The organism is Pseudomonas sp. A25(2017), assembly GCF_002001065.1.
GTDB lineage: Bacteria > Pseudomonadota > Gammaproteobacteria > Pseudomonadales > Pseudomonadaceae > Aquipseudomonas > Aquipseudomonas kilonensis.
This window is the reverse complement of record NZ_MUOA01000064.1, coordinates 1-24574: the sequence shown is the minus strand read 5'-3', so window position 1 is coordinate 24574 and position 24574 is coordinate 1. Positions and strand designations below refer to the sequence as shown.

The 24574-nt window shown below is 61.1% G+C and carries 13 protein-coding genes; 8 read left to right on the top strand and 5 right to left on the bottom strand.

Annotated elements, in window-relative coordinates; all coding sequences use genetic code 11:
• Positions 1 to 29 precede the first annotated feature (29 nt).
• Positions 30 to 4001 (bottom strand): dermonecrotic toxin domain-containing protein, encoded by a 3972-nt coding sequence (locus tag B0E42_RS31155; protein WP_077506786.1) that lies wholly within the window; start codon positions 3999 to 4001, stop codon positions 30 to 32.
• Between the two features lie 193 nt (positions 4002 to 4194).
• On the opposite strand from B0E42_RS31155, the gene prmA reads away from it, so the two are divergent.
• The 7 genes from prmA to B0E42_RS15530 all read left to right on the top strand — a co-directional run bounded on the left by prmA (position 4195) and on the right by B0E42_RS15530 (position 13928).
• Complete coding sequence (gene prmA, locus B0E42_RS15560; protein WP_018605709.1) at positions 4195 to 5073, top strand: 50S ribosomal protein L11 methyltransferase; 879 nt, start codon at positions 4195 to 4197, stop codon at positions 5071 to 5073.
• Between the two features lie 30 nt (positions 5074 to 5103).
• Entirely contained in the window at positions 5104 to 6336 is a 1233-nt protein-coding gene (locus B0E42_RS15555; RefSeq protein ID WP_053177937.1) for a DUF3426 domain-containing protein, read from the top strand.
• A gap of 185 nt (positions 6337 to 6521) precedes the next feature.
• On the top strand, positions 6522 to 7529 hold the full coding sequence (gene dusB / locus B0E42_RS15550; RefSeq protein ID WP_053177936.1) for a tRNA dihydrouridine synthase DusB: 1008 nt from the start codon (positions 6522 to 6524) through the stop codon (positions 7527 to 7529).
• Positions 7526 to 7846: a DNA-binding transcriptional regulator Fis gene (gene fis / locus B0E42_RS15545; protein WP_003186237.1), complete on the top strand. Its 321-nt coding sequence runs from the start codon at positions 7526 to 7528 to the stop codon at positions 7844 to 7846. Before dusB ends, fis begins: the two co-directional genes overlap by 4 nt.
• 83 nt (positions 7847 to 7929) lie before the next feature.
• The gene (gene purH / locus B0E42_RS15540; RefSeq protein ID WP_053177935.1) at positions 7930 to 9537 is read left to right on the top strand and encodes a bifunctional phosphoribosylaminoimidazolecarboxamide formyltransferase/IMP cyclohydrolase; all 1608 of its coding nucleotides are present in this window, start codon (positions 7930 to 7932) and stop codon (positions 9535 to 9537) included.
• Positions 9538 to 9758: 221 nt separating this feature from the next.
• The gene (gene purD / locus B0E42_RS15535) at positions 9759 to 11054 is read left to right on the top strand and encodes a phosphoribosylamine--glycine ligase (RefSeq protein ID WP_077506785.1); all 1296 of its coding nucleotides are present in this window, start codon (positions 9759 to 9761) and stop codon (positions 11052 to 11054) included.
• A 99-nt stretch (positions 11055 to 11153) separates the two neighbouring features.
• Positions 11154 to 13928 carry a hybrid sensor histidine kinase/response regulator gene (locus B0E42_RS15530; protein ID WP_053177934.1) on the top strand — a complete coding sequence of 925 codons (2775 nt, stop codon included), beginning with the start codon at positions 11154 to 11156 and terminating at the stop codon, positions 13926 to 13928.
• 29 nt (positions 13929 to 13957) lie between these two features.
• Here B0E42_RS15530 and B0E42_RS15525 read toward each other — a convergent pair whose 3' ends face one another.
• The 3 genes from B0E42_RS15525 to B0E42_RS15515 form a co-directional block, all read right to left on the bottom strand.
• Positions 13958 to 14491 carry a hypothetical protein gene (locus B0E42_RS15525; protein ID WP_077506784.1) on the bottom strand — a complete coding sequence of 178 codons (534 nt, stop codon included), beginning with the start codon at positions 14489 to 14491 and terminating at the stop codon, positions 13958 to 13960.
• A gap of 98 nt (positions 14492 to 14589) precedes the next feature.
• Positions 14590 to 15318, bottom strand: a complete 729-nt coding sequence (locus tag B0E42_RS15520) for a hypothetical protein (RefSeq protein WP_053177933.1) — start codon at positions 15316 to 15318, stop codon at positions 14590 to 14592.
• Between the two features lie 59 nt (positions 15319 to 15377).
• Positions 15378 to 16154 carry a hypothetical protein gene (locus tag B0E42_RS15515; protein WP_018605683.1) on the bottom strand — a complete coding sequence of 259 codons (777 nt, stop codon included), beginning with the start codon at positions 16152 to 16154 and terminating at the stop codon, positions 15378 to 15380.
• A gap of 246 nt (positions 16155 to 16400) precedes the next feature.
• Between B0E42_RS15515 and B0E42_RS15510 the strand changes: the two genes are divergently transcribed.
• Entirely contained in the window at positions 16401 to 16997 is a 597-nt protein-coding gene (locus tag B0E42_RS15510; protein ID WP_014336378.1) for a MarC family protein, read from the top strand.
• A gap of 11 nt (positions 16998 to 17008) precedes the next feature.
• Here B0E42_RS15510 and B0E42_RS15505 read toward each other — a convergent pair whose 3' ends face one another.
• Positions 17009 to 24067 carry a TcdA/TcdB pore-forming domain-containing protein gene (locus B0E42_RS15505; protein ID WP_077506783.1) on the bottom strand — a complete coding sequence of 2353 codons (7059 nt, stop codon included), beginning with the start codon at positions 24065 to 24067 and terminating at the stop codon, positions 17009 to 17011.
• Between the last annotated feature and the right edge of the window lie 507 nt (positions 24068 to 24574).

The following is a 24574-nucleotide window of genomic DNA, read 5'->3' as shown; positions in this document are numbered from 1 at the left end:
GCCTGTCGTTCACGATGCAGGCAAGAACATCAGCTCAGCAGCACCGTAGAGAATTCCTGCAAGGCCAGTTGCGCCGCAGTCGCCGGCCGCCCCTGATGGGTGCGAACGGCACCGTTGGCATTGGCCACCAACGGTTCGCTGCGCATGCGCGTCATGAACCCGCGCGCACGTACCGATACCGGATCAGAGCCCTGCTTCGCCCTCGCCAGTACCGGTATGTAATAGCGCTCGATTTGTCCGCGGGAGGTCTTGAACACCGAAGTGACCCCATTGCGCAGATCCAGTGACACGCCATAGGTATTGCCGAGGCAGGAAGAATACGACCAGTGATCCCAGGTCGGTCGCAGCCCGTGTTGCCTCAGCACTGTCCTGACCGGCTCGCCGATGTCGGCCCCCGTCAGCCAGTCCCCACCCACCAGCGTGGCACGAATATCCTTGGGCGATCCCCCCAGGCGCCGCGTCACATCGCGAACACTGCGCTCGATCAGCGTGCGGATGTTGTGATCGAAATGAATGACCGCCCCCATCTTGGTGGCAGGGTTGTACAACGAAGCGATCACGCACGTTTGCGCATTCAGCGAGAACAGATAATTGTCCGCCGCCTCGCTGAACCTCGCCACCACGGCTTCGCCCTGCAACGCCCCCCTGGTCACGTCCGGGAAGACATGCCCGGGAAACGCCTCCCGCAGCTCCCCCACTCGCCCGAGGTTGCGCACATGGTCATTGCCGCCTCTCAAGCCAACCTTGTTATGGGTCCATTTGCCATTCGCCAGCCTGCGGATGGGCAGCTTGTACAACGCGCCGGGACGCCTGGCATCCACCAGGCATAACCCGCCGAAGTAGGGATCCTCCATCACCTGGTAGTACCGGCCCTTGCTCCGGATGTAGTGAGCGCCTCGCGGTTGCGTTGCGCTGGGTGGGCTGCGATAGGTGCCAAAAAAAATCCCCTCCTCGGTCACCGGCTGCAAGTGCTCCGGTGTTCTGCTGACCGCCTGCTGCGGCTTCAGGCGTATGGGCGGGATCACCGGCCCAGCCTCTTTGGCGATGCCCGATGTCGCGCGCCTCAAGCGTTGAGCGGACAACGACAGCGGTTTCACCGCAAGCTTCAGGTTCCTGGCCGCGCGTCCTAGCAGCGTGGCCATGCTTGCGGCACCGAGCGTAGCGAACAGCGTCCCCCAGGTCGCGGCCAGCCAGTGGCCAAGCGCGCCTTCCGTGTCGCCCTGCCCATGCGCCTCGACCGCCTGCCCGGCACTGACCGCCACCAAGCCAATGTCCAGCAACAAGGCAAACGGGGGGTAGACCATGCACACAGGAGCCGCCGCGAAGATCAGGCCCTTGAACACCTGATCCCTGATCATTTCGGCACGACTTGTGGTGATGTCCTCCACATCGGTGACAGCGCGCTCGATGCAGGCATCGAATTCAGCGCTGATATCCATGACCCGATTGAGTTCGCGCACTGTATCGACGCGCGTGCTCCCGTTCGCCAGAGCCACCAGCGAATGTCCTGCAGCGGCACGCGCGCTCAGTGCGACCCGCTCCAGTAGGTAATGATGCAGTTGCGCGGCGATGCTCCCGGAGAAGTCCAGGTACTTGCGAAACAGGATCCCGTCCGGGGCGTCGGGTGTGTACAACCAGTAAAAAACCTTAGGGTCGAAGTAGGTGAAAACGTAGACCCCTTGTACGACATGACCGCCGACGGTCAACTTGATCACGCCTTCGCGCGTCACGGCAGCGCCGGGGTGCGTGGCGCTGTTCACTGGCCTCCCATCGCTCAGCAGCGTGACTTGCCGGGTGAGCCACTGGAATTCGTCGGTGTTCAACATCGACTTGCCATGGGCCACACGCAGGTCGCGATCCATTCGGGCCAACAGCATGTAGCGATATGCCTCGCGGCGTTTCGAATACTCAGGGTCCTTGGCATCGAGAAAGCTGGCGCGGATGTGCTTGGCATATCGCTCCCCCAGGTAAGCCACGCGGATGTATGACGCCAGTTCGGCGCTGCGAACCTGCTTCAAGTCCTGCCCGACAGAAGAACGCACCCCTTTTGCAGGGTCGTCGATATCCGAGTTGTGCTCGTATCCAAAAATGGCAAGGTCCAAGAGGCTGGCGGTTTTTTTCTCGGCTGCCAGCCCTGGGCTGTAGTCGATGAGCACAGTGGCCGGATCGACCGCTTCAAGCACCCCCTTGCTACGCAGGTACGGCGCAATCGAATGGGCGAAAGTGCGCTTGGCGAAGTCGATGAAGACTTCATAGTCGACCAGTTGGTCATCGAACACCTGCCGCTGAACCAGAAACGCCTGGTTCAAGCCGCTGATGTTGCGCCGGGACTCAAGCGGCAACGCCGAGTACCAGCGAGGCGACTCGTTCAGTCCCACTTGCATCAGGTTATTGGCCAGGCCGGTCAAGACCGCGTTCTGAAGACCGGCCCTGAAACCGCTGACCGCCCCCCTGAGGTCTTTGCCCAGGTCCCACGAGGCTGGTTTCTCCGCCACGCCGGCAAAGTACTCCCGGGCCCGCCCATGATCGGTCGCAGAGAGTTGCTGCAGCAGATACTCGCGACCGGCTTCGTTTTGGGTCCAGGCACCGACCTCCCCGCTCAGCGCCCGAAGCGAGGTCAATTCGACCCATTCCTGGCCATCGGGCTTGCCGGGGGCATACAGCAGCAAGCCGCTGACGTCGTCGCCCAGGTCTTCGCGGTAGAACAGAGGAAGATCGGCACACTTCAGGCCATTGGGAAGCACAAGGCCGGCGATACGCCACACGCTGGCGGCTGGCGTCGCGACGTCACTCTCCCATAGGGCACAGAGAGCGTCATGGCCGGTCGCCGACAACTGGCCCGCACAACGCGCGATAAACGCACTGTGCTGCAGGCGCGCCAAAAACCAATCGAGCATGGCCTCTTTCAGGTCTGCCCGCTCATATCGGTCGGCCAGTGCTTGCAGGTACCCGGCAGGCGCATCGACGTTCGCCAGCAATCGGCCAATGAAGGCTGGCGAAAGGGACTGGTTACGCAGCATGCCGCCATTTTCCACCAGGAACACCGACACTGCGTCCGGCCGTACCGGGCCTGCCGTCACCAGTTCACTCAGGCTGTAGGTGTGCACCGGCTGCCCCATCACCGTTCGCCACTGTAACTGCACGCGAATGCTGTCGGGTTCGACCAGCATGTCCAATTCATCCCTGACATAGTCCCTGGCCAATTGCCGAGCGAAGGTCCGCAGCGAAACCAGGTCATCGACCAGTTCATCGACTTGTATCTGCGCCAGCGCGGCCTGGTTTTCAAGCGCCCGCAGCCGTTCACGATCCGGATTGCTCAAACCCCGCAGCCAATGCGGCAATTGCAATCGCGCGAGCGCTCCAAGATCCCGCCGCTCACGGGTTGTTGCCAACGCGGTCAAGCGACTCGTCTGGCGCCAGGCGTCCTGGAGCTCTTCGATCTGTTCTCGCAATTCATCGACGTCCAGGCCGGCCAGATGGTCAGGCTGAAAAAGCCCGTCGACCGCTACCCCATGCTCATCAAGTTTTTTCCTGACCAACGCTTCGAGCGAGGCGTCCTGCGACGCCATTCGCCAATGCCGTCGCAGATAGTCCTTGTAGTGACTGACAAACCTCAGCGCCGCACTTTCCACCGCCTGGGCAACGCACTCACGACGCTCGGGGGCGAACCCCAGGTCTACTCCCTCGGGCCAACGGTAGGGCAAATCCTGCTCTTCGTCATAAACCACAGGCGCCTGGTCGATCATGCGCTGCAACACCGTGTCGAGCAGGGTGTCGATGAAGTGTGGATCAATGTTGCCTTGGTGATAATGGGTGCGCAGCTCGACCAGCAGGTACTCTTCCAGCACCTCCAGCAAGCTCATCTGGGTTTGCAGTCGCGCGTCGATAGCCACTTGCCAACGCGTCAATTTCTCCAGGGTCACGTGTGCAGTCGCCGCCTGCGGGGAAGAGACCAGCCCCGTGCGCGCCATGTTGCTGTGCCGTTCGGCAGTGATGTCCATACACATTCCTCCCTGCTGTGTGGACCGGCACCTTATCCGCCCGGCGATACGCCCATGGCATACATATATATATCGAAACACCCACCCGGACGGCGCGAGACTCGCTTATCCACTTTGCCCGCGACCTGGCGTACACTGCGCGCCTTTGCAGCCCAGCGCTGCCCCCTGTAGATTTTTTTCAAAGGTGCCCGCCATGCCTTGGCTGCAAGTACGTCTGGCCATCAGCCCGGAACAAGCCGAAACCTACGAAGACGCTTTTCTTGAAGTAGGCGCTGTATCGGTAACCTTCATGGACGCCGAAGACCAGCCGATCTTCGAGCCGGAGCTCAATACCACCCCGCTGTGGTCCCACACCCACCTGCTGGCCCTGTTCGAAGGCGGCACCGAGGCGGCCAGCGTACTGGCCCATCTCGAGTTGCTGACCGGCAGCCCGCTGCCCGAGCATCACAGCGAAGTGATCGAGGACCAGGACTGGGAACGCAGCTGGATGGACAATTTCCAGCCGATGCGTTTCGGCCAGCGCCTGTGGATCGTCCCAAGCTGGCATGCCGCGCCAGAACCGGAGGCGGTCAACCTGCTGCTGGACCCGGGCCTGGCGTTCGGCACCGGCACCCACCCGACCACCGCACTGTGTCTGGAATGGCTCGACGGCCAGGACCTGAAGGGGTGCAACGTGCTCGACTTCGGCTGCGGCTCGGGGATCCTGGCGATTGCCGCGCTCCTGCTGGGCGCCCGGGAAGCCGTCGGCACCGACATCGACGTCCAGGCCCTGGAAGCCTCCCGCGACAACGCCGGACGCAACAACATTGCCGAAGCCCTGTTCCCGCTGTACTTGCCGCAGGACTTGCCACAGGTCCAGGCCGACGTGCTGGTGGCCAACATCCTTGCCGGCCCGCTGGTGTCCCTGGCGCCGCAACTGTCGAGCCTGGTCAAGCCGGGCGGACGCCTGGCGCTGTCGGGCATCCTCGCTGAACAAGGTGAAGAAGTCGCCGCCGCTTATGCCGCGGACTTTGACCTGGACCCGATCGCCAATCGCGATGGCTGGGTGCGCATCACCGGACGTCGGCGCTAGAATGACCGCCTGTATCCACCGGATTGCCGCATGACTGACAGCTTCGTCACCCAGTGCCCGCATTGCCACACCCGTTTTCGCGTCAGCCATGCTCAATTGAGCGTGGCCCGCGGGGTGGTTCGTTGCGGCTCGTGCCTGCAGGTGTTCAATGCCGCACGACAGTTGCTGGAACAACGCACTGCCAAGCAAGCGGTGCCTCCCGTCGCGCCGCCCTCCAAGCCCGCCGCCGAAGCCCCGCCCCGGGCGATCAGCCAGAAACAATGGAGCGCCGCCGAGCTGGATCTGGATGACCTGGACAAGGAACTGGCGCGCCTGGAGCGGCGCGACAATCGCGCGCCGGGAAACACCGGCCGGCGCCGGGAAGACAACCTGAGCGCGCAACGCGACTCGCTCTCTGGCGAACAGCACGCCTGGGACGACAGCCTGTACAGCGAAACCCTGAGCGAACGCGCCGAAACCGTCCTCGATACCCCCTTCGAACCGTTCGAACCCCACGAACCGGTGCGGCCACCGCGTACCGAGCCGTCCCTGTCCCTGGCCCTCGAACCGCTGGAACCGGACGACGAACCGGTCGCCCCGCTCCACCTGGCGCCGGACGACGAGCCCGAGGAACACCTCGAACGCCTGTCCGCCACCGATGACCACGACCACGACGATGAGCCGGAGCGACCGCTGCCGCTGCGCAAGTCGCGGGAACGCCAGGAGCCGGGAATACGCGCCGAAGCCCTCCACGACCTGGACGACGACCCGCTGCAACTGGACTGGCGCAAACGCCGCTCGCCCTGGGGCCGACGCATGTTATGGGGCCTGCTGATATTGCTCGCCGCCGCGGCCTTGGGCGGCCAGTACATCGCCTACCATTTCGAGGAACTGGCCCGTCAGGACCAGTACCGGCCATGGTTCCTGCAAATCTGCCCGACCATCGGCTGCGACGTACCGTCCAAGGTCGACATCGCCAAGATCAAGAGCAGCAACCTGGTGGTGCGCAGCCATCCGGAGTTCAGCGGTGCCCTAGTGGTGGACGCGATCATCTACAACCGTGCGCCCTTCTCCCAGCCTTTTCCGCTGCTGGAACTGCGCTTTGCCGACCTCAACGGACACCTGATCGCCAGCCGCCGCTTCAAGCCCGGGGAGTACCTGGGTGGCGATCTCCAGGACCGCGGCGAAATGCCGCCCCAGACGCCCATCCACATCGCACTGGATATCCTGGACCCTGGGCCCAAGGCGGTGAACTACAGCCTGAGCTTCCATTCCCCCGAATGAAACCGGCCAGGGTCGGCCGATTGACGGCAGCTTTCTGACTGACCCCACCCAGACCAAACCGCTGGCGATAACAAAATAGCTGTTCAGATTTTATCCAATTCGATCTTTATCCAGTCATCGAGAGCGGGTATCATGCCAACCCTTTTTCGAAGTCTCATGATCCGGCCCCACTTCAGGGAAGTCCTATGTCGGCGGTACGCATCGGCCCATATACATTGCAGAACGGCCTGGTTCTCGCCCCTATGGCGGGCGTCACCGACCAGCCCTTTCGTCAGCTGTGCAAGCGCTTGGGCGCAGGATTGGTGGTTTCGGAAATGGTCACCAGCGACATGAGTTTGTGGAACACCCGCAAATCGCGTCTGCGCATGATCCACGAAGGCGATCCCGAGCCCCGCTCGGTACAGATCGCCGGTGGCGACGCACAGATGCTGGCGGAGGCGGCCCGGGCGAACGTCGAGCTGGGGGCGCAGATCATCGACATCAACATGGGCTGCCCGGCAAAGAAGGTCTGCAACAAGGCCGCAGGCTCGGCACTGTTGAAAGATGAAGCGCTGGTCACCGAGATCCTGCAGGCGGTCGTCGCCGCGGTCGATGTGCCGGTGACCCTGAAGATCCGCACCGGGTGGGACCGGGAGAACAAGAATGGCCTGGTGGTGGCGAAGATCGCCGAACAGGCGGGCATCACGGCGTTGGCGGTCCATGGCCGCACCCGTGCCGACCTGTACACCGGCGAAGCCGAGTACGACACCATCGCCGCGATCAAGCAGGCAGTGTCGATTCCGGTCTTTGCCAACGGCGACATCGATTCGCCCGAGAAGGCCCGGTACGTGCTCGACGCGACCGGTGCCGATGGCCTGTTGATCGGCCGGGCCGCCCAGGGGCGGCCATGGATTTTTCGTGAGATCGAACACTTCCTGCGCACCGGCGAAAAGCTCGCTGCGCCGCAGTTGTCCGAGGTGGAACGTATTCTGCTAGAGCATCTGGCCGCGCTACATGCCTTCTACGGAGAAGTCATGGGTGTACGCATTGCTCGCAAGCATGTGGGCTGGTATCTCGCAACCCTGCCGGGCGCCAGGGAGTTTCGCGCCCGTTTCAATCGTTTGGATGGTACACAAGCACAATGCGCCGACGTTCAGGCGTTCTTCGCTGAGCGTTACAAGAGCCTGACAGGGGACGAAGGGGTGGCCGCATGACGATGATGACCGAGACTTTAGTGAGTGGAACAACACCCGTGAGCGACAACGTGAATTTGAAACAGCACCTCAATACGCCCAGCGAAGAAGGCCAGACCCTTCGCGGGAGTGTCGAGAAGGCGCTGCACAATTATTTCGCCCACCTTGAGGGCGCTGCCGTCACGGATGTGTACAACCTGGTGCTTTCCGAAGTCGAGGCGCCGCTGCTCGAAAGCGTGATGAACTACGTCAAGGGTAACCAGACCAAGGCCAGTGAGCTGCTGGGCCTGAACCGCGGCACCCTGCGCAAGAAACTCAAGCAGTACGATCTGCTGTAAGCATTCAATCAAACCAGAAAGGCGCCCGCGTAAAAAACGGTCGCCTTTTTTGCTGACTTCCCTTGCTTTTGATGGAAATTGAAATGACCGACCAGACCACCCGCCTGCCGATCCGCCGCGCCTTGATCAGCGTCTCCGACAAGACCGGGATCCTCGAATTCGCCCGCGAGCTGCAACAGCTGGGCGTCGAGATTCTCTCCACCGGCGGGACCTTCAAGCTGCTGCAGGACAACGGCGTTGCCGCAGTGGAAGTCGCGGACTACACCGGTTTTGCAGAAATGATGGACGGTCGGGTCAAGACCCTGCACCCGAAAATCCACGGCGGGATCCTGGGTCGTCGCGGCATCGACGACGCCATCATGAACGAACACGGCATCAAGCCGATCGACCTGGTAGCGGTCAACCTCTACCCGTTCGAAGCCACCATCAACAAGCCCGGCTGCGACCTGCCGACTGCCATCGAGAACATCGACATCGGCGGCCCGACCATGGTCCGCTCGGCGGCCAAGAACCACAAAGACGTAGCCATCGTGGTCAACGCCAGCGACTACGCCAGCGTGCTGGACAACCTCAAGGCCGGTGGCCTGACCTACGCCCAGCGTTTCGACCTGATGCTCAAGGCCTTCGAACACACCGCCGCCTACGACGGCATGATCGCCAACTACATGGGCACCGTGAACCAGGCTGCTGAAACCCTGTCGACCGAAGGCCGCAGCGAATTCCCGCGCACCTTCAACACCCAGTTCGTCAAGGCCCAGGAAATGCGCTACGGCGAGAACCCGCACCAGAGCGCGGCGTTCTACGTGGAAGCCAAGCCTGCCGAAGTCGGCATTGCCACCGCCACCCAGCTGCAAGGCAAGGAACTGTCGTTCAACAACGTGGCCGACACCGACGCCGCGCTGGAATGCGTGAAGAGCTTCGTCAAGCCTGCCTGCGTGATCGTCAAGCACGCCAACCCGTGCGGCGTGGCGGTGAGCCCGGACGCCGAGGGCGGCATCCGCCAGGCCTACGAACTGGCCTACGCCACCGACACCGAGTCGGCTTTCGGCGGCATCATCGCCTTCAACCGTGAGCTGGACGCCGAGACCGCCAAGGCCATCGTCGAGCGTCAGTTCGTCGAAGTGATCATCGCCCCGTCGGTCACCGAAGAAGCCCGCGCCATCGTTGCCGCCAAGGCCAACGTCCGCCTGCTGGCCTGCGGCCAATGGTCGGCCGACCGTGTGCCGGCCTGGGACTACAAGCGCGTCAACGGCGGCCTGCTGGTCCAGAGCCGCGACATCGGCATGATCGGCAGCGAAGACCTCAAGGTCGTGACCAAGCGCGCCCCGAGCGAGCAGGAAATCAACGACCTGATCTTCGCCTGGAAAGTCGCCAAGTACGTCAAGTCCAACGCCATCGTCTACGCCAAGAACCGCCAGACCATTGGTGTCGGCGCTGGCCAGATGAGCCGCGTGAACTCGGCCCGCATCGCCGCCATCAAGGCTGAACACGCCGGTTTGCAGGTACAAGGCGCGGTCATGGCTTCCGATGCGTTCTTCCCGTTCCGCGACGGCATCGACAACGCGGCCAAGGTCGGCATCACCGCCGTGATCCAGCCGGGTGGTTCGATGCGTGACAACGAAGTGATTGCCGCAGCCGATGAAGCCGGCATCGCCATGGTCTTTACTGGCATGCGCCACTTCCGTCACTGATACACCGACTCACTGTGGGAGCTGGGTGGGTGTGGGAGCAAGGCTCTGTGGGAGCAAGGCTTGCCCGCGATGCAGGCAACTCGGTCCATCAGGCAAACCGAGGTGATGCTATCGCGGGCAAGCCTTGCTCCCACACAAGACCAGCTCCCACACAAGCTCGCTCCCACAGAAAAGCATCTCTGCGATGCTCAACAGAATCAGCGTCATCCGAGGTTTTTGAAATGAATGTTTTGATCATTGGCAGCGGTGGCCGCGAACACGCCCTGGCCTGGAAAGTGGCTCAGGATCCACGCGTGCAGAAGGTTTTCGTGGCACCGGGCAATGCCGGCACCGCCATCGAAGCCAAATGCGAAAACGTCGCCATCGACGTGCTGGCCCTGGAACAACTGGCCGACTTCGCCGAGAAGAACGTCTCGCTGACCATCGTCGGCCCGGAAGTGCCGCTGGTCGCCGGTGTGGTCGATCTGTTCCGCGCCCGTGGCCTGGACTGCTTCGGCCCGACCGCCGGTGCGGCGCAGTTGGAAGGCTCGAAAGCGTTCACCAAGGATTTCCTGGCGCGTCACAAGATCCCGACCGCCGACTACCAGAACTTCACCGAAATCGAACCAGCCCTGGCGTACCTGCGCGAGAAAGGCGCACCGATCGTGATCAAGGCCGACGGCCTCGCTGCCGGTAAAGGCGTGATCGTTGCCATGACCCTGGCCGAAGCCGAAGCCGCCGTGCGCGACATGCTCGCCGGCAATGCCTTCGGTGACGCCGGTTCCCGCGTGGTGATCGAAGAGTTCCTCGACGGCGAGGAAGCCAGTTTCATCGTCATGGTCGATGGCAAGAACGTCCTGCCAATGGCCACCAGCCAGGACCACAAGCGTGTCGGCGACGGCGACAGCGGCCCGAACACCGGCGGCATGGGTGCCTACTCCCCAGCCCCGGTGGTAACCGCCCAAGTACACCAACGCGTCATGGACCTGGTGATCTGGCCGACCGTGCGCGGCATGGCCGAAGAAGGCAATGTCTACACCGGTTTCCTCTATGCTGGCCTGATGATCGACAAGGCTGGTAACCCAAAAGTCATCGAATTCAACTGCCGTTTCGGCGATCCTGAGACCCAGCCGGTGATGCTGCGCCTGCAATCGAGCCTGGTCCTGCTGGTCGAGGCCGCACTGGCCCAGGCACTGGACAAGGTCGAAGCCCAGTGGGATCCGCGCCCAAGCGTCGGTGTCGTACTGGCAGCTGGCGGTTACCCGGGCGACTACGCCAAGGGTAGCGCGATCCAGGGCCTGGACGCCGCAGCCCGCCTGGAAGGCAAGGTCTTCCATGCAGGCACGGCGTTGAAGGATGGGCAAGTGGTCACCGCCGGCGGTCGTGTGCTTTGCGCCACCGCCATGGGCGCCAGTGTCGACGAAGCTCAGCAGCAGGCTTACAAGCTTGCCGCCGAGATCGACTGGGAAGGTTGCTTCTACCGCAAGGACATTGGCTACCGTGCCATTGCCCGCGAGCGTGGCGAAAATCTGGAATAACCCAGCCATTCAGCCAGGCAAGGGTCTGCGGCCCTTGCCTGACTGTTCCGGCGCCGCGCATAGTTATAATCTGGCATCAACCTACGAAGGGATTTCGCCGTGCGCTGGCTCAGGATTGCCATAGGCCTTACCGTCACCCTGCTGACGCTGCTCTGCATGCTCCCGGCCCAGGCCGCGCCAGGCAGTGGCTGGGCGGTATTGCTCGACGAACAGGGCGACCTGACGCTGAGCGACATCCGTTCCGCCCGCTACACCAATCAATTCAGCCCCATCGACCTGGACCGCCTCAAGGCCGCCGAGCCCGGCGGGGCATTGTGGTTGCGTTTCCGCCTGGCCCCCGACCGGCATGAACAGATCCTGCGCATCTTCGCGCCCGACCTGTCACGCCTGAACCTCTATGTGCTGGACGGCGACGCCCTGGTTGACCAACAAGTCAGCGGCAATGCCACGCCGCACACCGAACCGGCGGTACCGAGCAGCGATTTCATGCTGCCCCTGCCACGCAGCGACAGATCGCTGGACGTCTACCTGCGACTGTCCTCGCGCCATGAACTGCGCCCCTACATCACCTTGCAATCGGCCGTCGTGGCCGCGGCCGATCAGAACCAGACGCTGATCTATGGGTTGCTGTTCGGCTGCATCGCCATGCTGATCCTGCACAACCTCACCCGCTATGCCTACACCCGCTCACGCAGTTGCCTGTGGCTGGCAGCCTGTGAAGGGCTGCTGATGCTCAGCCTCGCACTGTTGCTGAACCTGGCCGGGCCCTGGCTACCCAACTGGCCTGCCGTCCAGACACCCGGGGCCTACCTGGCTTTGTTGCTGACCGCGCCCTGCGGCCTGATGTTCGCCTACCGTTTCTTCGCGCCCCTGGGACCGCACCCGTTGAACCGGCTGCTGCTGGGGGACATCGTGTTCGTCATGCTGTGCAGCCTGTTGCTGTTGTTCGTCAATACGCTGCCACTCAATATCATGACTTATGCCCTGGTGGCCCTGGCCGGCCTGAGCATGTTGTTCGTCAGCGCCTGGCACTGGCAAAAGGGCTACCGCCCGGCCCGGTTGTTCGTCGCGGCCATGGTGGTCTTCAACCTGGGCACGCTGATCATCCTTCCAGCCCTGCAAGGGCTCACGGAAGTTCCTCCCCAGGGTTTGATCATCACCCTGCTGGCCTTCATCTGCATCAGCGGCCTGTTGATGAGTGTCGCCCTGGGCGAACGCCAGCGCTCGATCAACGAAAGCCGGTTCAGCATCAGCCGCGACCTGGCGGCGAGCAATGCCGAGATCAATGCCAAGGCCGAGTTCCTGGCCAAGATCAGCCACGAGATCCGCACCCCGATGAACGGCGTGCTGGGCATGACCGAGCTGCTGCTGGGTACGCCGTTGTCGGTCAAGCAACGCGACTACGTGCAGACGATCCACAGCGCCGGCAATGAACTGCTGACCCTGATCAACGAGATCCTCGACATCTCCCGGCTCGAATCCGGGCAGATCGAACTGGACGACGTGCAGTTCGACCTCAATGCACTGATCGAGGATTGCCTGAGTATCTTCCGGGCCAAGGCCGAACAGCAGAATGTCGAGCTGATCAGTTTCATCCAGCCCCAGGTGCCGCGAGTGATCAGCGGTGACCCGACGCGGCTGCGCCAGGCGCTGTTGAGCCTGCTGGAAAACGCCCTGAAGAAGACCGACGAGGGCGAAGTGCTAATCGTCGTCGCCCTCGACGAGCGCAGCAATCAGCCGCGCCTGCGCATCGCCGTGCAGGACAGCGGGACGCCGATGGACGCCGAAGAGCGCGACACGCTGATGCACGCCGAGCTGCACAGCAAGAATTTCCTCTCGGCCACGCGCCTGGGCGGCAACCTGGGCCTGGTCATCGCCCGTCAGTTGATCGTGCTGATGCACGGGGAATTCGGCATCAAAAGCGGCAGCAACCAGGGCAGTACCCTGTGGCTGACCCTGCCGCTGGACCCGGATCGCCTCGAACATCCGACTTCCGACCTCGATGGCCCGCTGCAAGGGGCGCGGGTATTGATCGTCGACGACAACGACACCTGCCGCAAAGTACTGGTGCAACAGTGCAGCGCGTGGGGCCTGAACGTCAGTGCGGTGCCATCGGGCAAGGAAGCCCTGGCGCTGCTGCGCACCAAGGCGCACCTGCGCGATTATTTCGACGTGGTGTTGCTGGACCAGAACATGCCAGGCATGACCGGCATGCAACTGGCGGCCAAGATCAAGGAAGACCCGAGCCTGAACCACGACATCCTGTTGATCATGCTCACCGGTATCAGCAATGCGCCGAGCAAGATCGTGGCACGCAACAGCGGGGTCAAGCGCATCCTCGCCAAACCGGTGGCCGGCTATACCCTCAAGACCACCCTGGCGGACGAGCTGAACCAGCGCAACCGGGGCCAGGCGACGAATGTGCAGGTGAACGCCGGCCCTCCCCTCCCGGTGAAGGTGCCGAGCGATTTCCGCATCCTGGTGGCCGAGGACAACAGCATTTCCACCAAGGTCATCCGCGGCATGCTCGGCAAGCTCAACCTGCAACCCGACACTGCCAGCAACGGCGAAGAAGCCCTCAAGGCCATGAAGGAGCAGCGCTACGACCTGGTCCTGATGGACTGCGAGATGCCGATCCTCGACGGGTTTTCCGCCACCCAGCAATTGCGCGCCTGGGAAATGGGCAACCAGCGGACCCGCACTCCCGTGGTGGCGCTCACCGCGCACATCCTGGCCGAGCACAAGGAACGCGCGCGCCAGGCCGGGATGGACGGCCACATGGCCAAGCCGGTGGAGCTGTCGCAGTTGCGTGAGCTGATCGAACACTGGGTGGCCCAGCGCGATCAGCAAAAACCGACTGCATCGACTTATTGAACCGAGCCAAGCCTGCGGGAGAGCACGCCTCAGAGTTCCAGGGCGCTGAGGTAGGCGGATGTTTGGGACATCACCGAACGTTTTACCTTTTCCCTGAAGGTGGCGTAGTACAGCGTATTGAAGTTGATGACGGTCATTTGCTCGACGCTGTTGCGCACCCAGTCGCCGCGCTCGATGAACAAGAATCGAGACGTCTGTCGACGCAGCTGGAACTGGCAGTGATAGACACCCATTTCAATTCGATGGGTGCCGTTCGGCACACAGGGAATCATCTGGAAAATGCCCGTGTCGCGCGACAGGCTGGTTGATTCGAACAGCTCGAGCGCTTTGGGATTACTCTCCAATGCCACCAACGCACCACTGGCCGGGGCGTGAAAAGCTTCGCCAAGACGAGCCTCGATATGTTGTGTCGCTCCCACCCCCATCGGACCTTCAATGACCGGCAGCGTCTGCGGGCGCGGTACGTCCCAGCCCAGGAATCTGAGCTGATTGCAGTAATAGTCGAACCAGTGACCAGACAACCCGTCGCGATAGGCCGCCCAGGTGGCCCGTTGCGCATACATCGTGCTCAAGTACACATCTTCCCGATGGGAATCAGGTAGACCGGCGGCGAACGAAACGACACTGCCGCCAACGACTGCGGCAGATGGAATCGGCCCCCTCATCTGCAGACCTCTTCGGCAGGAAGAACATCTGAATCATCGATCGCCTTGGTGATATCGGCAATGTTGTCGCCGACGAAAGCCGCAACCTTACGGGCGATAACATCACGGGCAGGCGCGAACAATGTTTCGCTCAGTTGCATGCGGACGTAACGCGCTGACACACAACCGTCAATATCCTTGCCATCAAAGCCTTGCCGCCAAGGGTTGGCATCGATTGATTTCCCTGTGTTGAACTGCAAACAGATACCGGTCATCGAAACTGGGCTGTGCGCCACGATCACCAACAAGCGCACGGGGCTGGACGATGAAGGGCTCTGCGGCGGATCAGGTTCGTTGTGTTTTTGCATATGCTTGCGCAGGATACTCAGCGCTGGCAGCGAGCCGGGTAACGCTGCGACACGGTCCAACACCGCCATGATCTGCTGTTGCTGATCCGGACGATCGTCCAAGGGTATTTCTGCAACCCACTCCAATGGCGAGCTGGTCCCTTCTTGTTTCGGTAGCAGGTCCTTTCGCCGCTTGGCACCTGATATCCAGGCGACTCTCAGGACGTCCATATAACTACCGTACCAATCAGCGTTTGGTATGCGTTGCAGATTTTTGTTAGCCACCAATTGCGCGAGCAAGACCGAGTTCATCAGGTCGTCAACTGCTGCGTCCCGCACAATGGAGGGAACTAAAACAATCGCCGCCGCGTTAACAAAAACCGAATATGCCTTGTCCATGCTTTTATTCCTCTTGAAAAAAAGCAACCGACCCTCCGGCTGCCTTATTGAAATGAAGCTTAGATTTCGTATTCTTCGATCTTGCTTACGGCATGATTACCCAACCTGCCAATAATGATGCCCCGGGTGCGCTCGACAATACTCGGCACTTTCCTGAAAACCGATTCACCTTTATACAACTTCACTTCGCGACTGCTCCAATCTGCAAACAAGACCTGGGTCGCGCTGTTGCGCCGGATAAAGCGCACGGTGCCAAGCAACATGCTGACTTCACCATCAATCTCGACGCAGGTACCGGCCGCCATTCCGCCCACCCCATGTTCCAGCAGGTTTCGCTCAAAAAGAGTCAGCGTCTTTTCTTTCTTCTGCAAGGCAGTAATCGCACTGTCAGCGACCTTCAACAGCAACGCCGACGCCGCGCTTCCAAGGGCAATACCCGACACTACGGACGCGAGGATGTCCAACACCAGTTTGTCCATCCGCACGGTGTTACCGGCAATGCTCAGGTCATCATAGAACCGCTGGGTAGCGACCCAACCGGCGTTCGTCATGACTTCAACAAACTTGTAGTACCACTCTCGCCCTTGGGATTCGAGAGGGAATTGCCTGTTGGCGACCAGGGAAGCAAAGAGAAAAGCATGCTGCGCGTCCTCTTGATGCTGGGGAGAAAGACCACCGGCGAACGCCAGGATGCCTTCACCGACAACCGATCCCTTCGCAGGGGGCTCGATATCACCCGAATACAACGAGCGGGGACTGACATCGGGATAAATATCATAACTTTCCAGACGCGCCACACAGGCGGCCACACTGCTATCACACACTTCAAAACTCATAAGTTACTCCTTAAGTTATAAAGCAAGTCACTCCATGACCTGCGACCCCACACTAACCAACTCAATCAGGCACAACAACACCTGACTTGTAACTTCAAAATAAAAGTCAACCCAGCAACATTAATAAAACAAAGTCAAAACAACCCTTCGAATAAAAAACGTCCCGCCATTACATCCAATCAAATGCCGACAGTCGATTCAGAGGCTGATAGACTCCAGCGATGTCTTTCGCAATGAGTCTGAACCATGCTCCACGTGCTATTCAGCGTGTACCTCAAGATGCTGGTGCTCTATAGCCCCTTCTTCGTGCTGTCGTGTTTTATCGGGCTGACTCGCGGCTATTCGCGCAAGGAACAACGCCGCCTGGCCTGGAAGGTCGCGACCGCGACGCTGGTCTCCAGCGTGTTGCTGTATTTGTTCGGACGGGTGATTTTCAGCGTGTTCGGCATCACCGTGGACGCCTTCCGTATCGGCGCCGGCAGTGTGCTGTTCATTTCGGCACTGGGCATGGCCCAGGGCAAGTCGGCCGTACAGACCGACAACGTGCAGCAGGACGTGACCATCGTCCCACTGACCATTCCGTTGACCGTCGGCCCCGGCACCATCGGCGCCCTGCTGGTGATGGGTGTGAGCCAGCCGCACTGGGACGACAAACTCATGGCCATCATCAGCATCGCCCTGGCGAGCTTCACCGTCGGTGTCGTGCTCTACCTGTCCAGCCGTATCGAACGAATCCTCGGCGACCAGGGCTTGCAGATCGTCAGCCGCCTGATGGGGCTGTTTGTCTGCGCCTTGGCGGCGCAGATCATTTTTACCGGGGTGAGGGGCTACCTGGTCCCCTGAAGGGGGACCGCCTAGCCTTGGACCGGCGCTGGCGCCTGCAGCTCTTTCAGGGTTGCACTGCCGACCCCTCCCAGGTCCCGTAACCGTGCCACCAACGTCGACACCGGGCGGGCCTGCGCAGCGTTGAAGCCCAGGCATATTTCACCGCGCAAGTCCGGATCGGCGGAACACACATCACGCAAGATCAGGCAGTGTTCACTGTCCGGATCGACAATGACCAGATGCGCCTGGACAATCTCGAACACGAGTTTTCCAGGCTCATCGAATGCCCAGATCAATGTGCTTGCCGTGGCGGGTGGCTCACCCAGGGCATGTCGACAGTCGACAATGACCGAGTCCAGTTTCAGCCACTCCGTCTTCGTCAAATGACACGTCACCGCGCCTTGGCCCAAGCGCAGGATCAACGTATTGACCTCATCGGGAATCAGCGGCAAGAGATCGCGGCCGACCTTCGCCCCTTCGACGACCAGCACCTGGGCGTTGCGCTGGACATAATCGAACGGCCCGATGCTGCGCTTGTCCGGATAGATGAGCACCCGCCCATCCTGATGCTTGTGCAGCAGCACGTTGACCTGAGCCTGAGTGCCGAGCAAGGTAAAGTTCCTGGGCAGGTTTTGGCCGGTCACCCGCAGCAGCCGGGCACTTTGCACGTCATACCATTGCAGGCTTCCAGGCTCGGATTCCACCGACACGAACTCCGTATGCTGCGCTTGCTCCAGCAGGCGCTGGAGGGCTTCGACCAGACGTTCGCCCTGGGCGCTCACCCAGTCGTGGTTGACCCCGGTGATGGTCCCCGCTTCCTGATAACGCAGCGCCAGCGACACGCCGTCCACGCGGGTCCCGCGCAAGCCGCTGCCCTCAAGCGTGACCTCGGCAAACCGCCAGCTCGCCCACTCCCGTTGATACGCCGGCAGGCTGTCGCCCGGCAACAATTGCGAGCCAGTGCCGAATGCCTGGTCAAGCCGCTGCGGGTCGAAGAATGCCTGGTTCAATACTTCACCGCTCGACCGATCGAACAACCAGACCGACTGGTTATCGGGCGTCACGCCAAGCAAGCGAACTTCCTTGTCGAGTCCCGGATCGCACAACAACAATCGGCTGTTCACGTACCAGGCACACAGGTTGCCGTCACCGGCAACGTTGCGCAGACCGGCAATGGCAAAATCCTTGCCCGGGTAGCGCGTGGCCAACGGCTCGAGCGCCTGCCACCACCGGGCACGCCCCTTGAGCCACTGTTCGCTCACGCCAGCAAATTGCAACGTCTCTTGCGCGCCCAGGTTGAAAAACAGCCCGTTTTCATCGAGCGCCACATACCCCCCGTCGACGGCCAGGATCTGCTTGAGCCCCTCAGGCTGCACCCATTGCTGGGTCCACAGCGCCCTACCGTCGTACACGCTGCGCTGCAGTCGGCAGAGCGTCTGGTTGGAGGTCACTCGCAGGTAAACGAAGAACACATCGCTGTCGTCGGCCATCGGCAATAGCATCACCCCGTCCAGGTTCTTGATCGAGTCATCCCAGCCACGGGGATGAGAACTGGCGGGTTGCGCAAGGATCAGCCGTCGATCGCTGCTGCGTACCCACGCCAGGTCTCGGGAGTCGGGCGCAATCGTCCAGCAGATCGAAACGTACGAAGCCGGTTGCCAATCGACGGTCGTCGCCCCGTTATTCGAAGGCCCGGGGGGCAGCCGCAGAACGTCGCCCAGTACGGACGACCACTCGGGCAGGGTATCGGTGGTCAGCAGCAGCGCCTGCAGTTGCGGCGCAGTGTCGTAAGTGACGGAACTCAACAGCAATTGCCCGTCATGAATCAGGTAGCGGTATTGCCGGACAGTTTGATCATTGAGGCGGTATTCCTGCACCACATGAATCACCCCCTGCGCATCCGCTTCCAGGCTGCGAATGGTGCTTTGCCCCTCCTGGAGCAGTAACAGGTAGCGACACTTGAGCAAACCCGTCGCGCAATCCGTCTGCCATATCTGGAACCCGTCGGGATCGTAGAAATACGCAGACGTGCCCATGACGACCGACAGCTGCGGCTCGCCGAGCACAGCCATGTCGTCGCGGATATAGAGAAAGCGGTCTTCGCCCGCGTCATACCAGGCCGTGGTGTAGCGCAGTTGCCGGGGATCCTCGAACGGGATCAGATAGTGATGGATCGGCGTATAGGGCAGCGCCAATCGATGCTCGCGCGCCAGGGCCGTGTAGTGGTCAAGCAGCGCCTGCTCATCGAGCCCCTCGGGCGCCGTCTGCTCGATCAGCTCCAGTTGGCGCTTGTCCCCGGTGACGCTGAACAATTGATCAGCGGTACGGATCAGCACTTCCTGCCGGCCGCCGGAACGCGTGACATGGACGGAGCCGATGTACAGTTCGCCGGAAGACTCGACACGGATATCACTCTCATTGGCCCAGGTTGCCTGCAACACCCAGCGGCAATACGTCTGGTTCGGTGCAACAAGGCTGATATCGACCCCGGGATTGAGCGTCACGGTACAGCGCGCACCCGCGCCCCTGAGCCGATAGGACAACTTTCCATGCCAGGCTTCTGGCAGCACGGGAATCACCAGTGTCCGCTCCAGCGCATCCAGGTTCACCCGGATGACCGTTTCGCCATACACCGGACTCAGGCGATTGAGAATGTAGTCGGACGGAAACGAATAGAACGAGAACAAGAACAGCCAGGTGCCGTCCGCTTGCCTCTTCTCCAGCCGCCGGGCCGTGTCGAAGCCGCGATCATGGCGCCAGCGAGCAAAGGGCAGCGCCTTGTATTCATAGCCGTAAGTGGTTTGCGGCGTGCAGGGCAGCACGATGGGTTGTCCGGCCGGCGGGACGAATCCGATCCGTCCGGGCAGCCCCAGTTCTTGACGGATGTCGATCGCCCGCGCCTCATCGGGATCGAAGCCCGGCACACCAAAATGATCATGCAGGGGATACAGCTTCGGACTGTCGAGCTGCAATGTCCCCTCCGCCAGGTCGATGCTTCTGACGATCATTGAAGGCCGTGCCACCCACGCGGCCAGCGTGTGATCGTAGTGGTAGCCGTCACCACGATAGGCCTGTTCCAGCTCATCGAAAAACTGACCGACGTCCCGCGCCTGCTGCGCGATGCTGGCAAACCCCTGGGCCAGGGCGGCCACCCCGACGGCCACCCCACCCAGAATCACACCCGCACCGCCAAGCACCGCCGCAGCGGTAGACGCCCCGGCCAACCCCGCGCCAACGCCGCCCGCCGTCAAGGCCAGGCTGGCAGAGTCGAATGTCAGCTGAGTACCGAATTGAGCTTTTTCGATGCCGGTTTGCGCGGTCTTCAACTGATAGATATCAAAGCCGACATTGGCCAGCCCCAACACCGCGCCGACGCCCTCGTTGGCCGCATGCCCCAGCGCCTGACCAACGACCGGCGCACACGTGCCGGCAATGAGCCGTTCTTCCGCCAGGGCGGTGCGAGCCAACTGCACCAGCCCCGCCACATCCACGACATTGCCGTGCACCAACTGCGCGTAGTTGACGTAGGCATGCAAGCGCACGGCAGTGGTCAACGTTCGGTCATCCCCTTCCCGCCCGCGCAAGGCGTTCATCAAGGCCTGGATGGTGAAGCCTGCGTTGAGGGTATGGACACTGCCGGCCTCGGTCGGATCCAGGACGCCACCGGTCTGCACAGGTTGGCGGGCCAGGGTCGAGAACTGTTCCGACAACCAGTTCTTGATCCGCAGCAGGCGATGATCGTCACTGAGCACGCGGACCTGCTGTTGCGGTTGCGCGGGATCGATCAAGCTCACTCGGTATTGGCCTTCGGGCGTGATCTCCAGCGTTTCGAACAAGGGCACCAGCGGCGTCGGCGAGTCATGCAGCGCCTGCAAACCGACCGTTGCCTGGGCGATCTGCTGTCCCCACCAATGGCTGTCCAACGCCAGCAAACTGCTGCCCAGATGCGAATTGTCGACCAGGGATTTTCCATAGGCCCTGTTCAAGCGCTGGCGAATCTCAAGCGCCGGTTTTCCTGGCAAGGGATCGGGCTTGAGCAGGTGCTCCACCGTGAAACCGTCAGACAGTTCCAAGGTCGAGATCTTGGCGCTGTGCAGGTCGATCAGATCGAATTGCGGTCGAGTTTCAGAACCATAGGCGGCGTAATAGCGGGCCATGCCCTCGGTCTGGAAAAAGTGTTCCAGCGCACGTTGCAGCCCGTCCACATGGTCGAATTTGCACAGGCCAAAGTTGGGGTCGAAAAAATGATAGCTGGCGCGTTCTCCGCTAGCGGTCTTGGCCACCAGCATCGAATGGTTGTCCGAGTTGAGCATCAGCGTACGGGGCGCGACGTGTCTTTCGAGTGCGGCAGTGATCTGGTCCAGGCTCGCCTGGCCAAGCCGCGTACCCACCTCGCCCAGCGACACGTCCCGCAGAGCTTCCAGGCTTTGCACAAAGGCCTGGGAGTCGGCTTGTCCGGGTTCGAGTACCGCCAGGAAGAAGCGCTCGCGCAAGTGCCCGGAGGCGACGTCGCCCTGGGCAAGCGCTGCACTCATCACCAACGCCAAGGGATAGCAGCGCCCACCAATCGCCTCGCCATCGCCGTTGAGCAGCAAATCCTGGGGGACCATTTGCACACCGGTGTGGCCGAATCCGTCCAGCACCTGCCCGGAGCGTTCGACCACTTGGAGGCGATGCTCAAGGGTTGCCACCTTCTGGATCCGTGCGACATGACGCCCCCACTGGAACAGCGTCCGCGCCTGTTTCAAAGCGGTTTTCTTCAGCGCCAGCGCGCTGTCGGACGGCAGCGGCACATCCGCCAAATCGCTCGCCAGGCCGCTCATGAACCCTGGCGCCTTGCGCTTGAACAATTGCCGCTCGATGACCGCGTAACGGCCGGCCACAGCCTGTTCGGCAACGCTGTTGGCCAGGTTCTCCAGCGCGCTGGTAGCCGCGTTGAAATGCGGGTTATCCAGAGTCTCCAAGCCGAGCAACACGCCCAGCGACAACCTTTGCACAGGGCTGGCCTCAATGACGCGCCGCAAGCCGCTGGCAATCTCGCCCAGTACGTCGTCGATCCCCAGGCTTTGCATCTTTGCGTCGCTCAGGAACACCGGAACCAGTGCATCGGCAGGCTGCTGCCGGATACGCTGGCGATCATCGAAACTCAACGGCAGCGGCTTGTCGAAGCGAATCTCACCATCGTGGCCCCGGCTCATCGCCTCGATGAACGGCTCACCGAGCCCCTCGACCAATCGCTCCAGGAGATCGGTCAGCAGCACGGCGCGGCCTTCGATCAGCGGCCAGCCCTGTTGGAACTCAACGGTCGAATGCTTGAGCAACTGGGCGATGTCGCCGCTGTAGCGCGTGCGGTACTGACCTTCACGCCAGCGTGCCTGCTCGTTGCTGACCCATTTTTCGGGTTGGTTGCCATTTTCTTTCCAGGAGTGATCCTGCTCTTCTTCTGTGGCGCCGTTCACCGTCAGGTGAGGGGCTATGCCTGCCTCCTTGTGCAAGGTGCTGGCAACTTCCGCGCTCAAGTGTGTGTTCGCGTAGTCGGCCATGCCGTCACGCATGGCGCCGGGGCCCGTCAGATGGACGGTTCCTTCGCTCTCGAAGCGAATGCCGTCGCCGAAGTGGGTCGCTACGCCCGATATTCGCGCGATCGCCCTGAGCACTTCGCCCATCGGCAGGCGGCTCAGCGGTCCATTGGTTGTTTCGAAGACTTCTTCCACCAGAGCCAACATCCCAGCAACGTCGCTCAATGTCACATCGCGTTGGGCGGCCAGTTGGACCGACGCTTCAATCAACTCGTGATTGGCGCGCAGACGATCGATCACGCTTTCAAGCATCTCAGCGCCCGGATGGGCCATCAGGAAGGCATTGGATAACGACATTTCCATGCTCAAGGCCCGCAGCGCGAAAGGTCGGGCCAACCGCTCCGTCGGCAATGCGAAGACCTCGCTCAAGCTTGGCCGGCCTTGCACGAACGCTTGCAGTGCCGGCAGATGCTCGGCGGGAATATGCACGCGATAACGGGAGGAAGCCTGGCGACCCGGCATCCATCCGGGGTTCTCGTTCAGCAGCAATTGCAGGGTGCCCAGGCGGGCATCATCGCTAAACCCGCTGATGTCGACGCCGCCCAGGGTTGTCGATAACGGTGGAAGGTGGTCGATGTCGGTATAACTGCCACCTTCGGCAAACAGGACTTCAGCGCGCACCACATCCGAGGCTGCCGCCATATTGCCGAGCAAGCGCATCTGCCGGTCATAGACCTCCTGCAATTGCAGCGAAACTGCGCCGTCGGCTAGATCACGCAACTTGAAGCCGTCCATGTCCAGGACACTGCGCCGATTGCGTTCCAATTGTTGGCGCAGCACTTGCGTATCCTGACCGTAGGCGCGGGCCAGTAAATCGATCCGGGCCTCATCGGCGGATCTGCCATTCGTCACCGCGGTATTAATATGGGCCTGCATCTGTTGTTTCAGAACCAGGGCATGTTCGTTGTACAGGGCACCCAACTCGATTTCACTAATACGCACATCTACGTCATGTAAAAAAACATTGGCCTTGGCGGCCTCGACAATAAGCTTATTGGTTTGCCAGGCCAGCAGTGCATCGCTGTCATACCAAAGATTCAGGGTATAACCCTGCCGGGCCAACACCTGTCGCCATACATTGAGGTAATCGCGCTGAATGTCGCCAAGGCCACCGCCGAGCCAGACGAAGTGCAACGTCTTGGGCACCTCCGCGGGCAACTTTTTCATCTGCTCGGCACTGAACTGAAGGCGCGCTTCATGCTGTTCGACTTTGTCGTATATCTGCGCAAGATCAATCCCCGCCCTGGCAGGGCCAGAGATATGTGTCTCCTGGCTGCGCTTGACCCTGCGCGTGCCCACCAGCTTGGCGAGCGTCTGCTTCAAGAGCCCCAGTGGCTCGAGCAGCCTGTGGGAATCCGGCATGCCGACACAGGCAAAGTAATAACGGATGACCGCGTCGTAGTGCTCATTGTTCTTGTAGGGCAACAGTGCCCGTTCGAGGTCGGCCAGTTTGAAAAGGCTGATGAAGCCGAGCGCACTGTCGCCTGTCTTGATATTTGCTTCCTGCATAAAAAGACACTCCTTGGCCTGTTCCATTAAAAACAGGCCTATAACAACGCCGCCGCCAGCACGTGTTCTGGCGACCTATTGATTCGATTTAATATTTTGCAACCTGGCGACATCTAAAACGTTTGCCAAGCACTGACAAGCGCACACCGACAACTTATCAGGCACGCAAACTAACGCTTGAAAACCAACAACTCAAACGGGAAGGTTTTCAATGCATTTCAAAGAAGAGTCAAGATTGCAACTTGCTATTTTATTTATACGGGCGACAACTAAAGCGAAAGAATCGAATGCACGGTCCTGAGGGCGATGTTTCTCTGTCGTTGTTGGCACAGCATGCTGTGACCACGTATAGGAGAGTGAACCCTTTCGCCACCGTGTAACCTGCGCCTTGGAATCTATTTAGAAGATCAGATATCTGAGTTTTTGGGTAGGAGCTTGCTCACGAAGTCAGTCTGACAGCTGGCCAGGCTTATGGCCGAGTACATATCCATCGCTGCGGTAACGGCC

Bases quoted from the DNA above. Each gene is read 5' to 3' on its own strand.
- B0E42_RS31155 (WP_077506786.1), bottom strand. From the start codon at position 4,001: ATGGACATCACTGCCGAACGGCACAGCAACATGGCGCGCACGGGGCTG.
- prmA (WP_018605709.1), top strand. From the start codon at position 4,195: ATGCCTTGGCTGCAAGTACGTCTGGCCATCAGCCCGGAACAAGCCGAA.
- B0E42_RS15555 (WP_053177937.1), top strand. From the start codon at position 5,104: ATGACTGACAGCTTCGTCACCCAGTGCCCGCATTGCCACACCCGTTTT.
- dusB (WP_053177936.1), top strand. From the start codon at position 6,522: ATGTCGGCGGTACGCATCGGCCCATATACATTGCAGAACGGCCTGGTT.
- fis (WP_003186237.1), top strand. From the start codon at position 7,526: ATGACGATGATGACCGAGACTTTAGTGAGTGGAACAACACCCGTGAGC.
- purH (WP_053177935.1), top strand. From the start codon at position 7,930: ATGACCGACCAGACCACCCGCCTGCCGATCCGCCGCGCCTTGATCAGC.
- purD (WP_077506785.1), top strand. From the start codon at position 9,759: ATGAATGTTTTGATCATTGGCAGCGGTGGCCGCGAACACGCCCTGGCC.
- B0E42_RS15525 (WP_077506784.1), bottom strand. From the start codon at position 14,491: ATGTATGCGCAACGGGCCACCTGGGCGGCCTATCGCGACGGGTTGTCT.
- B0E42_RS15520 (WP_053177933.1), bottom strand. From the start codon at position 15,318: ATGGACAAGGCATATTCGGTTTTTGTTAACGCGGCGGCGATTGTTTTA.
- B0E42_RS15515 (WP_018605683.1), bottom strand. From the start codon at position 16,154: ATGAGTTTTGAAGTGTGTGATAGCAGTGTGGCCGCCTGTGTGGCGCGT.
- B0E42_RS15510 (WP_014336378.1), top strand. From the start codon at position 16,401: ATGCTCCACGTGCTATTCAGCGTGTACCTCAAGATGCTGGTGCTCTAT.
- B0E42_RS15505 (WP_077506783.1), bottom strand. From the start codon at position 24,067: ATGCAGGAAGCAAATATCAAGACAGGCGACAGTGCGCTCGGCTTCATC.